Genomic DNA, 14,697 nt, shown 5'->3' with positions numbered 1-14,697 from the left:
TTGCTTGGCGACGAGCGGTACGCGCGGGCGCTCGTCAAAGCGCCTACGTACCGCTCGCGTTCGCGTATGGTTGCGTTCGTGCGACGGCTTACTTGCCAGCGGCAGCGGCCACCACCTTCTGGGCGGCTTCTTCCATCGTGTCGGCCGAGATGATGGGCAGGCCCGACTCGGCCAGCATCTTGCGGCCCAGCTCTTCGTTGGTACCCTTCATGCGCACGACCAGCGGCACCGTCAGGTGCACGGCCTTCGAAGCCGAGATCACGCCTTCGGCGATCACGTCGCAACGCATGATGCCGCCGAAGATGTTGACCAGGATGGCCTGCACGTTCTTGTTGCTCAGCATCAGCTTGAAGGCTTCGGTCACCTTCTCGGTGGTGGCACCGCCGCCCACGTCGAGGAAGTTGGCCGGCTCGCCGCCGAACAGCTTGATGGTGTCCATGGTGGCCATGGCCAGGCCGGCGCCGTTCACCAGGCAGCCGATGTTGCCGTCCAGCGAGATGTAGGCCAGGTCGAACTTCGAGGCCTCGATTTCGTTGGCGTCTTCTTCATCCAGGTCACGGTAGGCGACGATTTCCGGATGACGGAACAGCGCGTTCGAGTCGAAGTTGAACTTGGCGTCCAGGGCGATGACCTTGCCGTCGCCGGTCAGGATCAGCGGGTTGATTTCGGCCAGCGAGGCGTCGGTGTCGTAGAACGCCTTGTACAGGCCTTGCAGGGCCTGGCGGGCTTGCGCCACGCTCGCGTCGGGCACGCCGATCTTGCGGGCGATGTCGTCGGCGTCAGCGTCGGTCAGGCCGGTCGACGGCTCGATGATCAGGGTGTGGATCTTTTCCGGGGTGTGGGCAGCGACTTCCTCGATGTCCATGCCGCCTTCGCTCGACGCCATCAGCGCGATCTTCTGCGAAACGCGGTCCACCACCAGCGAAACGTACAGTTCCTTCTTGATGTCGGCGCCTTCTTCGATCAGCAGGCGGTTGACCTTCTTGCCTTCCGGACCGGTCTGGTGCGTGACCAGCTGCATGCCCAGGATGTTCGAGGCGTATTGCTTGACCTCGTCCATGCTCTTGGCAACCTTGACGCCGCCGCCCTTGCCGCGGCCACCCGCGTGGATCTGCGCCTTGACAACCCACACCGGGCCGCCGAGCTGTTCTGCGGCCTTCAGGGCCTCGTCAACCGAGAACGCGGGGATGCCGCGCGGAACCGGCACATTGTATTTGCGCAGGATTTCCTTGCCTTGATACTCATGGATATTCATGCGTGTTTCCTTTCGGGTAGGCGTAAAAGGTAGAAGGGAAGAATCTGAAAAAGGAGACGAACTCTCTCGTCTGGCTGGCCGATCCTGAGAATCAGCCGGAAGTGCCGGTTGGCCTGTCGGCCGGGACAGCGTCGTTGCCGTCGTCATTGGCTTGACCACCGCGGTCGCCATTGGCCACGGCGGGCGCCCGAGGCGCGGTTGCGACGGCAGGTGCGGCCTCGGCCCTTGGCTTGGGCGTCGGCTGGTGACCATACCAGCGCGGGTAAAACTCACGAACCACCTCGCCGTCAAAACGCAGCGCGTGGCAGCCGTGCAACTGATAGGGCGGCTCCGGATTCGGATCGTCCTCGCCGTTGTCGCGGATACTGATGACTTCGCCGGCAAACGCCTGGATCGCGGTGCTGGGCAGCACGCCGGCGGCTTCGGTCAGGTGGGAGCAGCCATTGATGCCGCCCAGGCGCTCGCGCACCGCCTTGCGGAAGCCCTTGCGCAGGTTCAGGCCGATCAGCTTGCGGTAGGCCGGGCCGATGGTGTCGCACTGCGACGGGTACGGCACCCAGTCGGAGCAGGCCTCGGCATCCAGCACCGTCATGTCCTCGTCGATCGTGACGCGCAGCCACAGGTCGTGCAGGGGCTGCCCCACCGGGCGGATACGGTCGCCGGCAAGTTCGATATCGCGGGGCTTGGTGTCGGTCAGGCGCACCTCGACATCCCACAGGCCGTCTTCTCTCTGGTACGCCTCGGCCGTGATGGCACGGCGGTGGCGCAGGGAGCGGTTGACGGGCTGGGACAGAGGCATGGCCAGGCTGGAATACTGGGGGCTTGGGAACGGCGGCGCCGGAGCACCGAATAACCTGCGGAGTTTAACATGCCGCGCTGGTTTGCCCGGGAACATCCTTGTGCGGCGACTGTCGCGCCGCATTGTCGGGCGACGGCGCGCCGATACACCCTGATGCCAGTGCAGGTAATGGCTCATTAAATGCGGACGACGCCACACCCGGATGCTCAGTCGTCGTCGCCGTACGCTTCGTCAGCGCCCTGGATGATCTTGCTGACCACCGCGCGCGCGAATCCCCGCGCCACCATGAAGCGGATCTGCTTGGCACGCGCCTCCGGCGTATCCGGCGGCACGCCGAAACGCTTGCGCCAGACCTCGCGGGCACGCTCGGTCTCGGTGGCGCGCAACCTTTCCTGCAGTTCGCCCAGCTGTTCGCTGTCCAGCTTGTGGGTCTTGGCTTCCTGCATCACCCTGGCCGCGCCGTAGCGGGCGCCGCGGCGATGGACCAGGCTGTCGGCAAAGCGCTGGTTGGACAGCCAGTTCTCGCGCTCGAGCGCATCGAGCAGTTGCTCGAGCTGCTCCGGCGATTCGGCATGGGGCGCCAGCTTGCGCGCCAGTTCGGCCCGGCTGTGCTCGCGGCGCGACAGGTAGCCGACGGCGCGGGCCTTCAGGGACAGGGGGGGACGGGTGGCCATTGAGATCGTGAAGTTTCCACCGCGGGCCTAAACAAAAAGGCCGGCGCATCGGCGATGCCCCGGCCCTTCGGTTGCTCCAGCGGCTGGCTGGCGCTCAGTCTTCCAGCGCTTCGGCCGGCACGACGTTGGTCGGCGCCACGCCCAGCGCGGCACGCACCTTGTTCTCGATTTCTTCGGCGATGTCCGGGTTCTCGCGCAGGTACTCGCGTGCGTTGTCCTTGCCCTGGCCGATCTTGTCGCCGTTGTAGCTGTACCACGCGCCCGCCTTCTCGACGATCTTGGCATCCACGCCCAGGTCGATGATCTCGCCCTGGCGGGAGATGCCCTGGCCGTACAGGATGTCGAAGAAGGCTTCGCGGAACGGCGGCGAAACCTTGTTCTTGACCACCTTGACCTTGGTCTCGTTGCCGATGACGTCGTCACCCTTCTTGATCGAGCCGATGCGGCGGATATCCAGGCGCACCGAGGCGTAGAACTTCAGCGCATTGCCGCCGGTGGTGGTTTCCGGCGAGCCGAACATCACGCCGATCTTCATGCGGATCTGGTTGATGAAGATCACCAGGCAGTTGGTGCGCTTGATGGTGCCGGTCAGCTTGCGCAGCGCCTGGCTCATCAGGCGGGCCTGCAGGCCGGGCAGCGAGTCGCCCATTTCGCCTTCGATTTCGGCCTTGGGCACCAGCGCCGCCACCGAGTCGATCACGATCAGGTCGATCGAGCCCGAGCGCACCAGCGCGTCGGTGATTTCCAGCGCCTGCTCGCCGGTGTCCGGCTGCGAGATCAGCAGGTCGCCGACGTTCACGCCCAGCTTGCCGGCGTAGCTGACATCCAGCGCATGCTCGGCGTCGATAAAGGCGCAGGTGCCGCCCAGCTTCTGCATCTCGGCCACGACCTGCAGCGTCAGCGTGGTCTTGCCCGACGATTCCGGACCATAGATCTCGACCACGCGGCCGCGCGGCAGGCCGCCGACGCCAAGCGCGATGTCCAGGCCGAGCGACCCGGTGGAGACCACCTGGATGTCCTTCTCGACCTCGCCGTCGCCCAGGCGCATGATCGAGCCCTTGCCGAACTGCTTCTCGATCTGGGAGAGCGCGGCGGCAAGCGCCTTCTGCTTCTCGGCGCTCACGCCGGCACCTGCCTTCTTGTCGTCCATGGTCGTCCTTGAATCAAATGGTGTATAAATAGGCCGCATGTGGCGCGGCACCGGCTTTTGCCGGCTCCAGCGCCGGCCCGGCTGTCCGCGCGGCCGCCACTCAGGGGTCATCCCAGGGCGGCCCCAGCGGAATGTGCGGGTACTGTATAAAAAAACAGTATGCTTGGCAAGCCCCATCGCGCCCATTCTCGAGTGCCCGGCTATGCCGGCCAGGGGTGGAGACAACCATGCGTATTCTGATCGCCGAAGATGACGACACGCTGGCCGATGGCCTGACGCGGTCGTTACGCCACTCGGGTTATGCCGTCGACCACGTCGCCGACGGGCTGGGCGCCGACTCGGCCCTCTCCACCCAGACCTTCGACCTGCTGATCCTCGACCTGGGACTGCCGCGCATGTCCGGCCTGGAGGTGCTCAAGCGCCTGCGCGCCCGCGGCGCGATGCTGCCGGTGCTGATCCTGACCGCGGCCGACAGCGTCGACGAACGCGTCAAGGGCCTGGACCTGGGCGCCGACGACTACATGGCCAAGCCCTTTGCGCTGTCCGAGCTGGAAGCGCGCGTGCGCGCGCTGGTGCGCCGCGGCGCCGGTGGCGGCGCCACGCTGATGCGGCACGGGCCGCTGGCCTTCGACCAGGTCGGCCGCATCGCCTACCTGAACGAGCAGATGCTCGACCTGTCGGCGCGCGAGCTCGGCCTGCTGGAGATCCTGCTCACGCGCTGCGGGCGGCTGGTGTCCAAGGAACAGCTGGTCGACCACCTGTGCGAGTGGGGCGAAGAAGTCAGCAACAACGCCATCGAAGTCTACGTGCACCGCCTGCGCAAAAAGATCGAGGTGGGCGGCATCCGCATCGCCACGGTACGCGGCCTGGGCTACTGCCTGGAAAAATTCCAGCCGGCCGTGGCCGCGCAGCACTGACGCGGCCCTGTTGATGTGGCCCCATTGACGCGGCCCGTACCTTAGCCCCACCCTTGCAGGCGAGCACGACCGCACCCGAACGACCACCGTCGAGATGAGCCTGCTGCAACTGCCCTGGCGGCGCGCGCACCGCGCCGTGCCGCCACCCTCCCCTGCCACGCCCGCGGGCACCGCCGACCAGGAACTGGCCGACGCACTGCCGCACCTGGAGGAAAGCACGGCCACGCCCGCGCCGCGCTCGCTGTTCGGCGAGATCCTCGACTGGATGCTGGCGCCGCTGCTGCTGCTGTGGCCAATGAGCATCGCGGTGACCTACCTGGTCGCCAAGTCGATCGCCAACGGCCCGTTCGACCGGGCGCTGGAGGCCAGCGCCATCGTGCTATCGCAGCAGGTGCGCGAGGTCAACGGCCGCGTCACGCTGCAGTTGCCCCTGTCGGCGCGCGAGATCCTGCGCGCGGACGAGACCGACAGTATCTATTACCAGGTGGTCGGCAAGCACGGCGAGTACATCGCCGGGGACCACGACCTGCCGTTGCCATCGGAAGAAGACCAGGGCCACGCCGGCCTGGTGTCGCTGCGCGACGACCGCGTCGCCGGCAACGACGTGCGCGTGGCCTACACCTACGTCGACCTGCGCCATGTCAGCGGCAACCAGCCGGTGCTGGTGCAGGTGGCCGAGACGCTCGACAAGCGCGCGCGCCTGGCCAACGAGATCATCAAGGGCGTGATCCTGCCCCAGTTCGTGATCCTGCCGCTGGCGGTGGTGCTGGTGTGGTTCGGGCTCTCGCGCGGGCTGGCGCCGCTGACCGCGATCCAGCAGCGCATCCGCGCGCGCAACCCGGGCGACACCAGTCCCATCGACGAGCGCGCCGCACCGCAGGAGATCACGCCGCTGGTGGGATCGTTCAACGACCTGCTGGCGCGGCTGGACCAGTCGGTGCAGACGCAGAAGCGCTTTATCGCCGATGCCGCGCACCAGATGAAGACCCCGCTGGCGGGGCTGCGCATGCAGGCCGAGCTGGCGCAGCGAGAGCAGTCGCCGGAAGAGCTGCGGCGCTCGCTGGCGCAGATTGCGGGCAGCTCCGAGCGCACCGCGCACCTGGTTACGCAGTTGCTGTCGCTGGCGCGCATGGAAAACCTGGCCGGCGCCGGCGGCATGGGCGAGCTCGACCTGGGTGCGCTGGCGCGCGAGGTGGTCAAGGACTGGCTGCCGCAAGCCTGGGCGCGCGACATCGACCTGGGGCTGGAAGCCGACGACCACCCGGTGACCGTGCTGGGCAACCGGCTGATGCTGACCGAGATGCTCAACAACCTGCTCGACAATGCCATCCGCTACACGCCGCGCGGCGGGCACGCGACGGTGCGCGTCAGCGCCGATGCCTTCGAGCCGTTTGCCTACCTGGACGTGGAAGATACCGGCCCGGGCATTGCACCGGCCGACCGCGAACGCGTGATGGAGCGCTTCTACCGCGTGCTCGGCACCAATACCGAAGGCAGCGGGCTGGGCCTGGCCATCGTGCGCGAGATCGTGCAGCAGCACGGCGGCGATGTGCAGATATCCGACCACGTCTACCAGCAATCGCCGCGCCTGGCCGGCGCGCATTTCCGCGTGACACTGCGCCGCCCCACCGATCTCTCCGCACCATGAACGACACCCCCGACCTCGCCGAGGCGCGCCAGCGCCAGGCCTGGCACCGCAACCTGCGCTGGATTGCCGGACTGCTGGCGGTCTGGTTCGTGGTCACCTTCGTGGTGGCGTGGTTCGCGCGCGAATTGCGCTTTGACTTCTTCGGCTGGCCGTTCTCGTTCTGGGTGGGCGCGCAGGGTGCGCTGGTGGTCTACGTGCTGATGGCCGCCCTCTACGCCTGGCGCATGAACCGCGCCGACGAAACGCACGACGAAGCTGACGCGCCCACCCCCCGGCCTTCGCAGGGCGCCATGCGCGGGCCCGGCTCCGATGCTGCATAGCGATATGCCGGCGGAGCCGCCAGGCAATGCCGGGCATGAGCCAAGGCTGGCTGCACCGCAGCATGCGCGGCCCTGAAAACGGCTAGCGTATACCCCGACATTTTTGGCGGTTGCGCGCCGAAATCTGTCAGAACTCAGTAAGTTTCGCGAACCACAATCCTCTGCAACTCAGGCTCCCGGCCAGCGGCACGGGCCTTTTCCGCGATGTTGCCGCGCCTTGCCCGAGATCCATTCCAGACGGAGGAGACAAGATGGCAAACGTGCAAAACGTTGCGGTACCCGGAGGGGGCACGCAAAACGCACCGATGACACACGAGGAGCGCAAGGTGATCCTTGCCTCGTCGCTGGGCACGGTATTCGAGTGGTACGACTTTTATCTGTACGGCTCACTGGCGGCGATCATCGCCAAGCAGTTCTTCGCCGGGCTGGATCCGACCTCGGCCTTCATCTTCGCACTGCTCGCCTTCGCCGCCGGCTTTATCGTCCGGCCGTTCGGCGCGCTGGTGTTCGGCCGCCTCGGCGACATGATCGGGCGCAAGTACACCTTCCTGGTGACCATCCTGATCATGGGCCTGTCGACCTTCATCGTCGGCCTGCTGCCCGGCTTTGCCACCATCGGCTGGGCCGCCCCGGTGATCCTGATCGCGCTGCGCATGCTGCAGGGCCTGGCGCTCGGCGGCGAGTACGGCGGCGCCGCCACCTACGTGGCCGAGCACGCGCCGCACGGCAAGCGCGGATCGTACACCTCGTGGATCCAGACCACCGCCACGCTGGGCCTGTTCCTGTCGCTGATCGTGATCCTGCTGTGCCGCGAACTGACCGGACCGAGCTTTGAAGTGTGGGGCTGGCGCATCCCGTTCCTGCTGTCGATCCTGCTGCTGGGGACGTCGGTGTACATCCGGCTGTCGATGAACGAATCGCCGGCATTTCAGCGCATGAAGGCCGAAGGCAAGACCTCCAAGGCACCGCTGACCGAGTCGTTCGCGCAGTGGCGCAACCTGAAGATCGTGATCCTGGCCCTGCTCGGCCTGACCGCCGGCCAGGCCGTGGTCTGGTACACCGGCCAGTTCTACGCGCTGTTCTTCCTGACGCAGGTGCTCAAGGTCGATGCCAAGACGGCCAACCTGCTGATCGCCGGCGCACTGGTGATCGGCACGCCGTTCTTTATCTTCTTCGGCTCGCTGTCGGACAAGATCGGCCGCAAGTGGATCATCATGGTGGGCTGCGCGCTGGCCGTGCTGACCTACTTCCCGCTGTTCAAGGCGCTGACCCACTACGCCAACCCGGCGCTGGAGCGCGCGCAGCAGACCGCGCAGATCGTGGTGACCGCGGATCCGAAGCAGTGCTCGTTCCAGGGCAGCCCGATCGCCCGCGAGATCGACTTCCGCAGTTCGTGCGATATCGCCAAGCGTACCCTGGCCCAGTCTTCGGCCAGCTATGAGGTGGTGAACGCGCCGGCCGGCACGGTGGCCTCGGTGAAGATCGGCGACAAGGAGATCAAGGCCTTCGACGCCAAGCTCGCCAACGGCCACAGCTTCGACGAGGCCAGCAAGGCCCAGATCGCGGCGTTCAAGAAGGAAGTCAGCAGTTCCATGTCCGCCGCCGGCTACCCGGCCAAGGCAGACCCGGCGCAGATGAACACGATCATGGTGCTGGTGATCCTGGTCATCCTGGTGATCTACGTGACCATGGTCTACGGCCCGATCGCCGCCATGCTGGTGGAGCTGTTCCCGACCCGCATCCGCTATACCTCGATGTCGCTGCCCTACCATATCGGCAACGGCTGGTTCGGCGGCCTGCTGCCCACCATCTCGTTCGCGCTGGTGGCCCAGAACGGGAATATCTACTACGGCCTGTGGTACCCGATCATCATCGCGGCCATCACCTTCGTGATCGGTGCGCTGTTCGTGCGGGAAACCAAGGACGTGGACATCTACGCCCACGACTGAACGGTCGGCTGGGCGAGACCGTGACCACAACGGCAGGCCGCCCCGGCCTGCCGTTTTTTCATGGACGCCGGTGCCCCGCAAAAATCTTCGCACGAGGGTGTTGACAGTGCCGAAAGCCCATGTATAATCTCAGTCTTCGTTGGCGAATTAGCTCAGTCGGTTAGAGCGACGGAATCATAATCCGCAGGTCCGGGGTTCGAGTCCCTGATTCGCCACCATCTATTTGAAAAGCCGCGTTCTCGCAAGAGAACGCGGCTTTTTGCTTTGGATTGCCAGGCGTTGGACTGCCGGGCGCGCTGCCGGCAGCTCTCGATGCCGGAAGCGTCACGCCCTACGGCTGCGACAACAGGAACTCATGCCGGCTCGTATCCAGCCGTGACACGCGGTACTCGATCCGCTCGTCGCGGTAGGACGAGGCCACGCGCAGGATCTTCAGCAACGGACTGCCTACGGCAACCCCCAGCAGCTCGTGGTCATCTTCGTCCGCCAGCGCCGAGCGCAGCCGCTCTTCGGTGCGGATGATATTGATGCCGAAGGTATCCTGGTAGAAGTTGTAGAGCGTATTGGGCCGCTCGCGCAGCTGCTTCTCCGTCAGGCCCTTGAAGCGCTCTTCCGGCACGGTGATGGCATCGATCATCATCGGCGTGCCTTCCAGCGACAGGACATTGGCGAAGCGAAACACGGGTTCGCCCACGGCCAGCCCGAGGGCGGCCGCCTCGTCCTTGTCGGCCTTCGCGCGCCGGAACCTGGCCAGGCGTACGGTCGGATATTCGCGATGGCCGTCCTGGCGCACGATACGGAAGAAGCGGAAGAAGTGATCCTCCTGCCGGTGCGTGGCGACGAAGGTGCCGCGGCCCTGGTGCCGGATCATGATGCCTTCGGCCACCAGTTCGTCGATTGCCTTGCGCAACGTGCCGATCGACACGCCAAAGCGTTCGATCAGCTTGCGCTCGGACGGAATGGCTTCTCCCGGCTTCCACTCACCCTCCGCCAGCGCGGAGAGAATGGCCTGCTTGACGTCCTTGTACAGGACGCCGCCGATCGCACTGGCGGCATCAAATCTGGCACCCACGTTAGATCCCTGTTCGCTGGCCCGCGCCGCCTTGCCGGCTGCGCGGGCCGATTCATCTGGATAAGCCAGATCATACCGGAGGCCCCGTCACGCCCTGCCGGTGTTATTCGGCGCGGATGTGCTTCTCTTCGATCAGCCGTGCCCACCGCGTCACCTCGCCGTTGAAGTATTCGGCGAAGGGGCCGCTGGTCTGCGGCGCCGGGCTGAACCCCGCCGCCACGATGCGCTCGCGCAGCGCGTCGGACTGCAGCATGCGCGCCACCGACGCCGCGACCTTGTCGACGATCGGCCTGGGCGTTCCCGCCGGCATCATCAGGCCGGTCCAGTTCTCGACGATCAGGTCGGGAAAGCCCGCCTCGGCCACGGTCGGCACGTCGGGCAGCAGCGGATGCCGCTCGCGCGTGGTCACCGCCAGCGCGCGCAGCTTGCCGCCCTTCACATAGGCCAGCGACTCCGGGAAATTGGAGAACACCACCTCGATCTGGCCGCCGATCAGATCGGTCATCGACGGCGCCCCGCCCTTGTACGGCACATGGGTCAGGTTGGCGCCGGTCTGGCTCTCGAACAGCGCCAGCGTCAGGTGCGGCGGTGTGCCGTTGCCGCTGGAGCCGGCATTGAGCTTGCCCTTCTGCGCCGCCGCGGCCAGGTCCTTCATCGACTTGACCGGCGAACTGGCCGGCACCACCACCAGCATCGGCGACGAGGCGATGCGCGCCACCGGCACCAGGTCTTTTTGCATGCTGAACGGCAGCTTGGGGAACAGCGTGACATTGGAGGCATGCGTCAGCGTGACCGCGAGCCAGGTATAGCCGTCGGCGGGTGCCTTCGCGACCTGGTCGGCGCCGATGTTCGCGTTGCCGCCGGGCTTGTTGTCCACCACCACGGGCCGCTTCCACTCTTCCGCGAGCTGATGCCCGACCAGGCGCGCCATGATGTCCGTCAGGCCACCGGCCGCAAACGGGACCACGTAGCGGATCGGCTTGCCTGGATAGTCATGGGCGGGCACCGACGCCTGCGCGGTGCCCTGTGCGGCAGCCGGCGCCGAGGCCAGTCCGGTGAGCGTGGATACTGCGGACAACGCGACAAGCGCGCCGGCTCCGTACCTGAGCGCGGTGCGAATCAAACCTCGATACATGGTGTGTCTCCGTTTTGTGGTCGCTGGCCCGTTCTGTGTCGGGTCCGCTTTCGTGGTGGGAATCGAATCGAAAACCGCTAGGCCTTGCCCTCCTGCAGCGCCTCGCCCGCCAGTTCGCGAAGCGCATCGAGCAGGGCGTCGGGGATGTCTATGCCGTGGGCCTGCGCGTCGGCGTGCGCGGCATCGCGCCGCGCGCCGGGCAGGCGCGTGCCCTCGTCATCCAGCATTGCCTGCAACAGGGCTTCGACACGCCCGGCATAAGCGTCGGAGCCTGCGAACGCGCCAGGGTCCAGCACCATGAAGAGCTGGCCGATTCGCGGCCGGTTGCCGGCGTCGGTGAAAAAGGAATCCGCTTCGGCGCCGAAGCTGGCGCCGGCCAGCGAGGTCACCAGCAGCTCGACCATCAGCGCCAGCATCGCGCCCTTGACGCCGCCCGCGGGCAGCATCGAGCCACGCAGCGCGGCCTGCGCATCGGTGGTTGGCTGGCCAGTCTCGTCCAAAGCCCAGCCCAGCGGAATCGGCTTGCCCTGCTTCGCGGCCACCATGATCTTGCCGCGTGCGACCTCCGACAACGACAGGTCGATCACGACCGGCGCGTGGCCCCGGCGCGGAAACACCGCAGCAATGGGGTTGGTGCCGAACAGCGGGCGCCGCCCGCCCCAGGCGGGCATCGCGGCAGGCGAATTGCCCATGGCGATGCCAACCATGCCGACGCGCGCCACCGCGTCGAGCGGCAGCGCGGCCGCGCCAAAGTGATGGCTGTTGTTGACCGCCGCGACACCGACACCGGTTTCATAGGCCCGGCCCATTGCCTCGGCGATTGCCAGGTCGCATGCCGGGAAGGCAAAGCCGCACCCCGCATCGACCAGCGCGGCACTGCCGCGTCCGGAGCGCACCGTGGGCGTGGCGTGGCCGTCGACACGGTCCGCGTGCAGGTGCGCCACATACATCGGTACGCGCGATACGCCATGCGATGCCAGCCCCGCCGCATCGGCACGCACCAGCGCCGCGGCCGTCGCGTCGGCCTGCAGCTTGCTCGCCCCCGCACGCCGCAGCGCGGCGTTGGCGATCCGCTCCAATTGCGTGATCGGCACCCGGCTCATGTCATGTCCTCCAGCGTCTGCCGCACCTGTTGCGCGATCATCATCGACACCCGCGCATTAGCCTCCTGTGTCACGCCGCCGATATGCGGCGTCAGGATCAGGTTGGGCACGTCGGCGAGCACGCTGCCTGCGGGCAGGGGTTCATGCTCGAAGACGTCGAGCGCGGCACCGCCGAGATGCCCGTTGCGCAGCGCCTGCGCCAGCGCCGCCTCGTCGACCACGCCGCCGCGGGCGGTGTTGATCAGCACCGCGCCACGCTTCATGCCGGCGATTCGCTGCGCGTCGAGCAGATGCCGCGTAGCAGCGACCAGCGGCACATGCAGGCTGACCGCGTCGGATTGCGCCAGCAGCGCGTCGAGCGCGACGCTGCGCACGCCGGTCCGCGCCCATGCCGGGTCGGCCGCGGACAGCATCGGGTCATGCGCCACTACCTGCATGCCGAACGCCTGCGCCAGCGCGGCGGCCTGCCTGCCGATGTCGCCGAAGCCCACCAGCCCCAGCGTCTTGCCGAGTGCCTCCCTGCCCTCCGACAGGCGTGCGCGCGGCCACTGCCCCGCGGCCACTTGCGCGCTGCTGCCGTAGGCGCCGCGCAGCAGCAGCGCCGCAGTGATGACCACGTACTCGGCCACCGAGCGCGCATTGGCCCCGGCCGCGGGGATCACGCGGATGCCGCGCTCGCGGCAGGCATCGACATCGATATTGTCGAGCCCGACCCCGAGCCGCCCGACCACGCGCAGCGACGGCGCACCGGCCAGCAGCGCGGCGTCGACCTGCGTGCGGTTGCGCACGATCAGCGCCTGCGCGCCGGGCAGCGCATCGAGCAGTTCGGCGCGGCGGTCCACCCAGCCCGGCTCGTAGCGCAGGTCAAAGCCCGCCCGCAGCGCCTGCACCGCGGCATCGTCCATGAACTCGCTGATGCAGATCCGCTTCATCATGCCGACTCGTGGATGCGGGTCAGCACGAACTCGCGGTGACCGAGCGCTTCCGCCGCGGTCCAGCGCCCGTTGATCGTGGCCATCATGCACTCGAGCAGCTTGTCGCCGGTCTGGTCCAGCGTCAGCTCGCGCTGCAGCAGGCCCGAGCAATCGACGTCCATGTGCTCGCTCATCAGCCGCACCGTGCGCGGGTTGGCGCACAGCTTGATTACCGGCACGATCGGATTGCCGATCACGTTGCCCTGCCCGGTCGGGAAGAAATGCACCACATAGCCTGCGGCGGCGCACAGCGTGACCATCTCCGCCGCGGCCGACGACGAATCCATGAACCACAGGCCCGGGTGGGTCGGCTCCTCGGCCTTGTCGAGGACGCCGTCGACCGTGCACTTCTTGCCGATCTTCTGGATGTTGCCCAGCGCCTTCTCTTCGATCGTGGTAAGGCCACCGGCGATATTGCCCTTGGTCGGCTGCGACTCCGACAGGTCCGAAGTCTTCCAGCGGTCGATCATGCCCTGGTAGCGCTCGAACATGGCCATGAACTGGTGGCGCACTTCGTCGTTGGCGCAGCGCGCCGCCACGATATGTTCGCCGCCGGTCAGCTCGGAGGTCTCGCCGAAGACCAGCGTGGTGCCGAGCGGATGCAGCTTGTCGAAGGCATTGCCGACGGTCGGGTTGGCGCCGCAGCCGGAGGTGGTATCCGACTCGCCGCACTTGGTCGACACCCACAACTCGCTGATCGGACATTCCACGCGGTGCAGCGCGGTGGCGTATTGCACGTACTCTTTCGCGGCCTTCGACGCCCGCATGATGGTGTCATGGTCGCCATGGCCCTCGATGCCGAAGCCGACCACCGGCTTGCCGGTTTTGGCGATGCCATCGACCACCTTCTTGGTCCAGCCATCCTCGATGCCGATCACCACCACGGCGGCGACGTTGGGATTGCTGCCCGCGCCGATCAGCGTGCGGAAGTGCAGGTCGAGGTCCGGCCCGAACTGCAGCCGGCCATACGGATGGGGAATCGCCATGGTGCCCTTGATGGCGACGGCAACCGCCTCGGCGGCGGCGTTGGACAGGTCGTCCAGCGGCAGGATGATGACGTGGTTGCGCACGCCGACGCGGCCGTTGTCGCGGCGGTAGCCCCAGAAGGTGGTGTTTTGATCGATCACGGACATGGCTTGGGTCTCGGGTATGGGGGTGGGGAGATGAATGGCGGGGACGGGGCGCGGCTTACCAGCGCTTGGTCTTGATGTTGTGGACGTGGGCGTGTTCGCCCGCCTTGATCGGCGCCACCACCTTGCCAATGTCGATGCCGTACTTGTAGACGGTGTCGTCGGGATCCATGTCGCACAGGGCCACCTTGTGGCCGATGGGGATCGGCTGTAGCGCGGTCACGGTCACGATCTTGTCCTCATCCATGATCCAGGCGTTGAGCTTGGTACCGGCCTGGATCCCTTCCACCACGGCCACCGCCACGGTGTCCTTGGCGTCGTGCAGCACTACGTGAATCATCGTTGTCTCCTCTGTGTGGGTCGTCTTGGTGGATTCATGTTAGGCAAACCAGTGATCCATGTCAACCAACTCATATATATCACTTAGTTGAGCGTGAATGGGCGCGTAGCGCGCGCGGGATTGCGGCAGGTCATCGCTGACCTGCCGATCATTCCGTGGCGGTGTCGTGGGGAAGGAGGTGCTGCCGTGGGAGCGGCCTGTTCAAGACCGCCGTGCCGGGCATCGGCGTGC

General features: G+C 66.7%; 14 protein-coding genes and 1 tRNA gene. 5 read left to right on the top strand and 10 right to left on the bottom strand.

Going from position 1 to position 14,697, the window contains the following annotated elements:
• Positions 1–88: 88 nt before the first annotated feature.
• The 4 genes from sucC to recA all read right to left on the bottom strand — a co-directional run bounded on the left by sucC (position 89) and on the right by recA (position 3,878).
• Entirely contained in the window at positions 89–1,255 is a 1,167-nt protein-coding gene (gene sucC / locus J8I34_RS07225; RefSeq protein WP_029048832.1) for an ADP-forming succinate--CoA ligase subunit beta, read from the bottom strand.
• 91 nt (positions 1,256–1,346) lie between these two features.
• Positions 1,347–2,054, bottom strand: coding sequence for a DUF2889 domain-containing protein (locus tag J8I34_RS07220; protein WP_209768153.1), 708 nt, complete (start codon positions 2,052–2,054; stop codon positions 1,347–1,349).
• Between the two features lie 206 nt (positions 2,055–2,260).
• Positions 2,261–2,728, bottom strand: a complete 468-nt coding sequence (recX, locus tag J8I34_RS07215) for a recombination regulator RecX (RefSeq protein WP_209805706.1) — start codon at positions 2,726–2,728, stop codon at positions 2,261–2,263.
• Between the two features lie 94 nt (positions 2,729–2,822).
• Positions 2,823–3,878 carry a recombinase RecA gene (gene recA / locus J8I34_RS07210; protein WP_209805705.1) on the bottom strand — a complete coding sequence of 352 codons (1,056 nt, stop codon included), beginning with the start codon at positions 3,876–3,878 and terminating at the stop codon, positions 2,823–2,825.
• Positions 3,879–4,105: 227 nt separating this feature from the next.
• Between recA and J8I34_RS07205 the strand changes: the two genes are divergently transcribed.
• From J8I34_RS07205 to J8I34_RS07185, 5 genes are all read left to right on the top strand, one after another.
• Positions 4,106–4,795 carry a response regulator transcription factor gene (locus J8I34_RS07205; protein WP_029048828.1) on the top strand — a complete coding sequence of 230 codons (690 nt, stop codon included), beginning with the start codon at positions 4,106–4,108 and terminating at the stop codon, positions 4,793–4,795.
• A 94-nt stretch (positions 4,796–4,889) separates the two neighbouring features.
• Positions 4,890–6,443 carry a sensor histidine kinase gene (locus J8I34_RS07200; protein WP_029048827.1) on the top strand — a complete coding sequence of 518 codons (1,554 nt, stop codon included), beginning with the start codon at positions 4,890–4,892 and terminating at the stop codon, positions 6,441–6,443.
• On the top strand, positions 6,440–6,763 hold the full coding sequence (locus tag J8I34_RS07195) for a DUF4212 domain-containing protein (RefSeq protein ID WP_029048826.1): 324 nt from the start codon (positions 6,440–6,442) through the stop codon (positions 6,761–6,763). Before J8I34_RS07200 ends, J8I34_RS07195 begins: the two co-directional genes overlap by 4 nt.
• A 251-nt stretch (positions 6,764–7,014) precedes the next feature.
• A complete protein-coding gene (locus tag J8I34_RS07190; protein WP_029048825.1) occupies positions 7,015–8,712 on the top strand; it encodes an MFS transporter in 1,698 nt (565 codons plus the stop codon).
• Between the two features lie 141 nt (positions 8,713–8,853).
• Positions 8,854–8,930, top strand: a tRNA-Met gene (locus J8I34_RS07185).
• A 113-nt stretch (positions 8,931–9,043) separates the two neighbouring features.
• Here the strand turns inward: J8I34_RS07185 and J8I34_RS07180 are convergent.
• The 6 genes from J8I34_RS07180 to J8I34_RS07155 all read right to left on the bottom strand — a co-directional run bounded on the left by J8I34_RS07180 (position 9,044) and on the right by J8I34_RS07155 (position 14,466).
• Positions 9,044–9,784: a GntR family transcriptional regulator gene (locus tag J8I34_RS07180; RefSeq protein ID WP_029048824.1), complete on the bottom strand. Its 741-nt coding sequence runs from the start codon at positions 9,782–9,784 to the stop codon at positions 9,044–9,046.
• A 103-nt stretch (positions 9,785–9,887) separates the two neighbouring features.
• Positions 9,888–10,919, bottom strand: a complete 1,032-nt coding sequence (locus J8I34_RS07175; protein ID WP_209805704.1) for a Bug family tripartite tricarboxylate transporter substrate binding protein — start codon at positions 10,917–10,919, stop codon at positions 9,888–9,890.
• 77 nt (positions 10,920–10,996) lie between these two features.
• Positions 10,997–12,022, bottom strand: coding sequence for an Ldh family oxidoreductase (locus J8I34_RS07170; RefSeq protein ID WP_209805703.1), 1,026 nt, complete (start codon positions 12,020–12,022; stop codon positions 10,997–10,999).
• Positions 12,019–12,954 (bottom strand): hydroxyacid dehydrogenase, encoded by a 936-nt coding sequence (locus tag J8I34_RS07165; protein WP_209805720.1) that lies wholly within the window; start codon positions 12,952–12,954, stop codon positions 12,019–12,021. Before J8I34_RS07165 ends, J8I34_RS07170 begins: the two co-directional genes overlap by 4 nt.
• Positions 12,954–14,129, bottom strand: coding sequence for a UxaA family hydrolase (locus tag J8I34_RS07160; RefSeq protein ID WP_209805702.1), 1,176 nt, complete (start codon positions 14,127–14,129; stop codon positions 12,954–12,956). The genes J8I34_RS07165 and J8I34_RS07160 overlap by 1 nt, the downstream gene beginning before the upstream one ends.
• Before the next feature lie 55 nt (positions 14,130–14,184).
• Positions 14,185–14,466, bottom strand: a complete 282-nt coding sequence (locus J8I34_RS07155) for a UxaA family hydrolase (RefSeq protein ID WP_209768141.1) — start codon at positions 14,464–14,466, stop codon at positions 14,185–14,187.
• Between the last annotated feature and the right edge of the window lie 231 nt (positions 14,467–14,697).

The organism is Cupriavidus phytohabitans (assembly GCF_017815025.1).
Lineage (GTDB): Bacteria > Pseudomonadota > Gammaproteobacteria > Burkholderiales > Burkholderiaceae > Cupriavidus.
Note: the sequence above shows the minus strand (reverse complement) of the source record. Positions and strands in the feature narration are given on the sequence as shown.

Excerpts from the sequence above, each read along its gene's own strand:
- sucC (WP_029048832.1), bottom strand. The coding sequence starts at position 1,255 with ATGAATATCCATGAGTATCAAGGCAAGGAAATCCTGCGCAAATACAAT.
- J8I34_RS07220 (WP_209768153.1), bottom strand. The coding sequence starts at position 2,054 with ATGCCTCTGTCCCAGCCCGTCAACCGCTCCCTGCGCCACCGCCGTGCC.
- recX (WP_209805706.1), bottom strand. The coding sequence starts at position 2,728 with ATGGCCACCCGTCCCCCCCTGTCCCTGAAGGCCCGCGCCGTCGGCTAC.
- recA (WP_209805705.1), bottom strand. The coding sequence starts at position 3,878 with ATGGACGACAAGAAGGCAGGTGCCGGCGTGAGCGCCGAGAAGCAGAAG.
- J8I34_RS07205 (WP_029048828.1), top strand. The coding sequence starts at position 4,106 with ATGCGTATTCTGATCGCCGAAGATGACGACACGCTGGCCGATGGCCTG.
- J8I34_RS07200 (WP_029048827.1), top strand. The coding sequence starts at position 4,890 with ATGAGCCTGCTGCAACTGCCCTGGCGGCGCGCGCACCGCGCCGTGCCG.
- J8I34_RS07195 (WP_029048826.1), top strand. The coding sequence starts at position 6,440 with ATGAACGACACCCCCGACCTCGCCGAGGCGCGCCAGCGCCAGGCCTGG.
- J8I34_RS07190 (WP_029048825.1), top strand. The coding sequence starts at position 7,015 with ATGGCAAACGTGCAAAACGTTGCGGTACCCGGAGGGGGCACGCAAAAC.
- J8I34_RS07175 (WP_209805704.1), bottom strand. The coding sequence starts at position 10,919 with ATGTATCGAGGTTTGATTCGCACCGCGCTCAGGTACGGAGCCGGCGCG.
- J8I34_RS07170 (WP_209805703.1), bottom strand. The coding sequence starts at position 12,022 with ATGAGCCGGGTGCCGATCACGCAATTGGAGCGGATCGCCAACGCCGCG.
- J8I34_RS07165 (WP_209805720.1), bottom strand. The coding sequence starts at position 12,954 with ATGAAGCGGATCTGCATCAGCGAGTTCATGGACGATGCCGCGGTGCAG.
- J8I34_RS07160 (WP_209805702.1), bottom strand. The coding sequence starts at position 14,129 with ATGTCCGTGATCGATCAAAACACCACCTTCTGGGGCTACCGCCGCGAC.
- J8I34_RS07155 (WP_209768141.1), bottom strand. The coding sequence starts at position 14,466 with ATGATTCACGTAGTGCTGCACGACGCCAAGGACACCGTGGCGGTGGCC.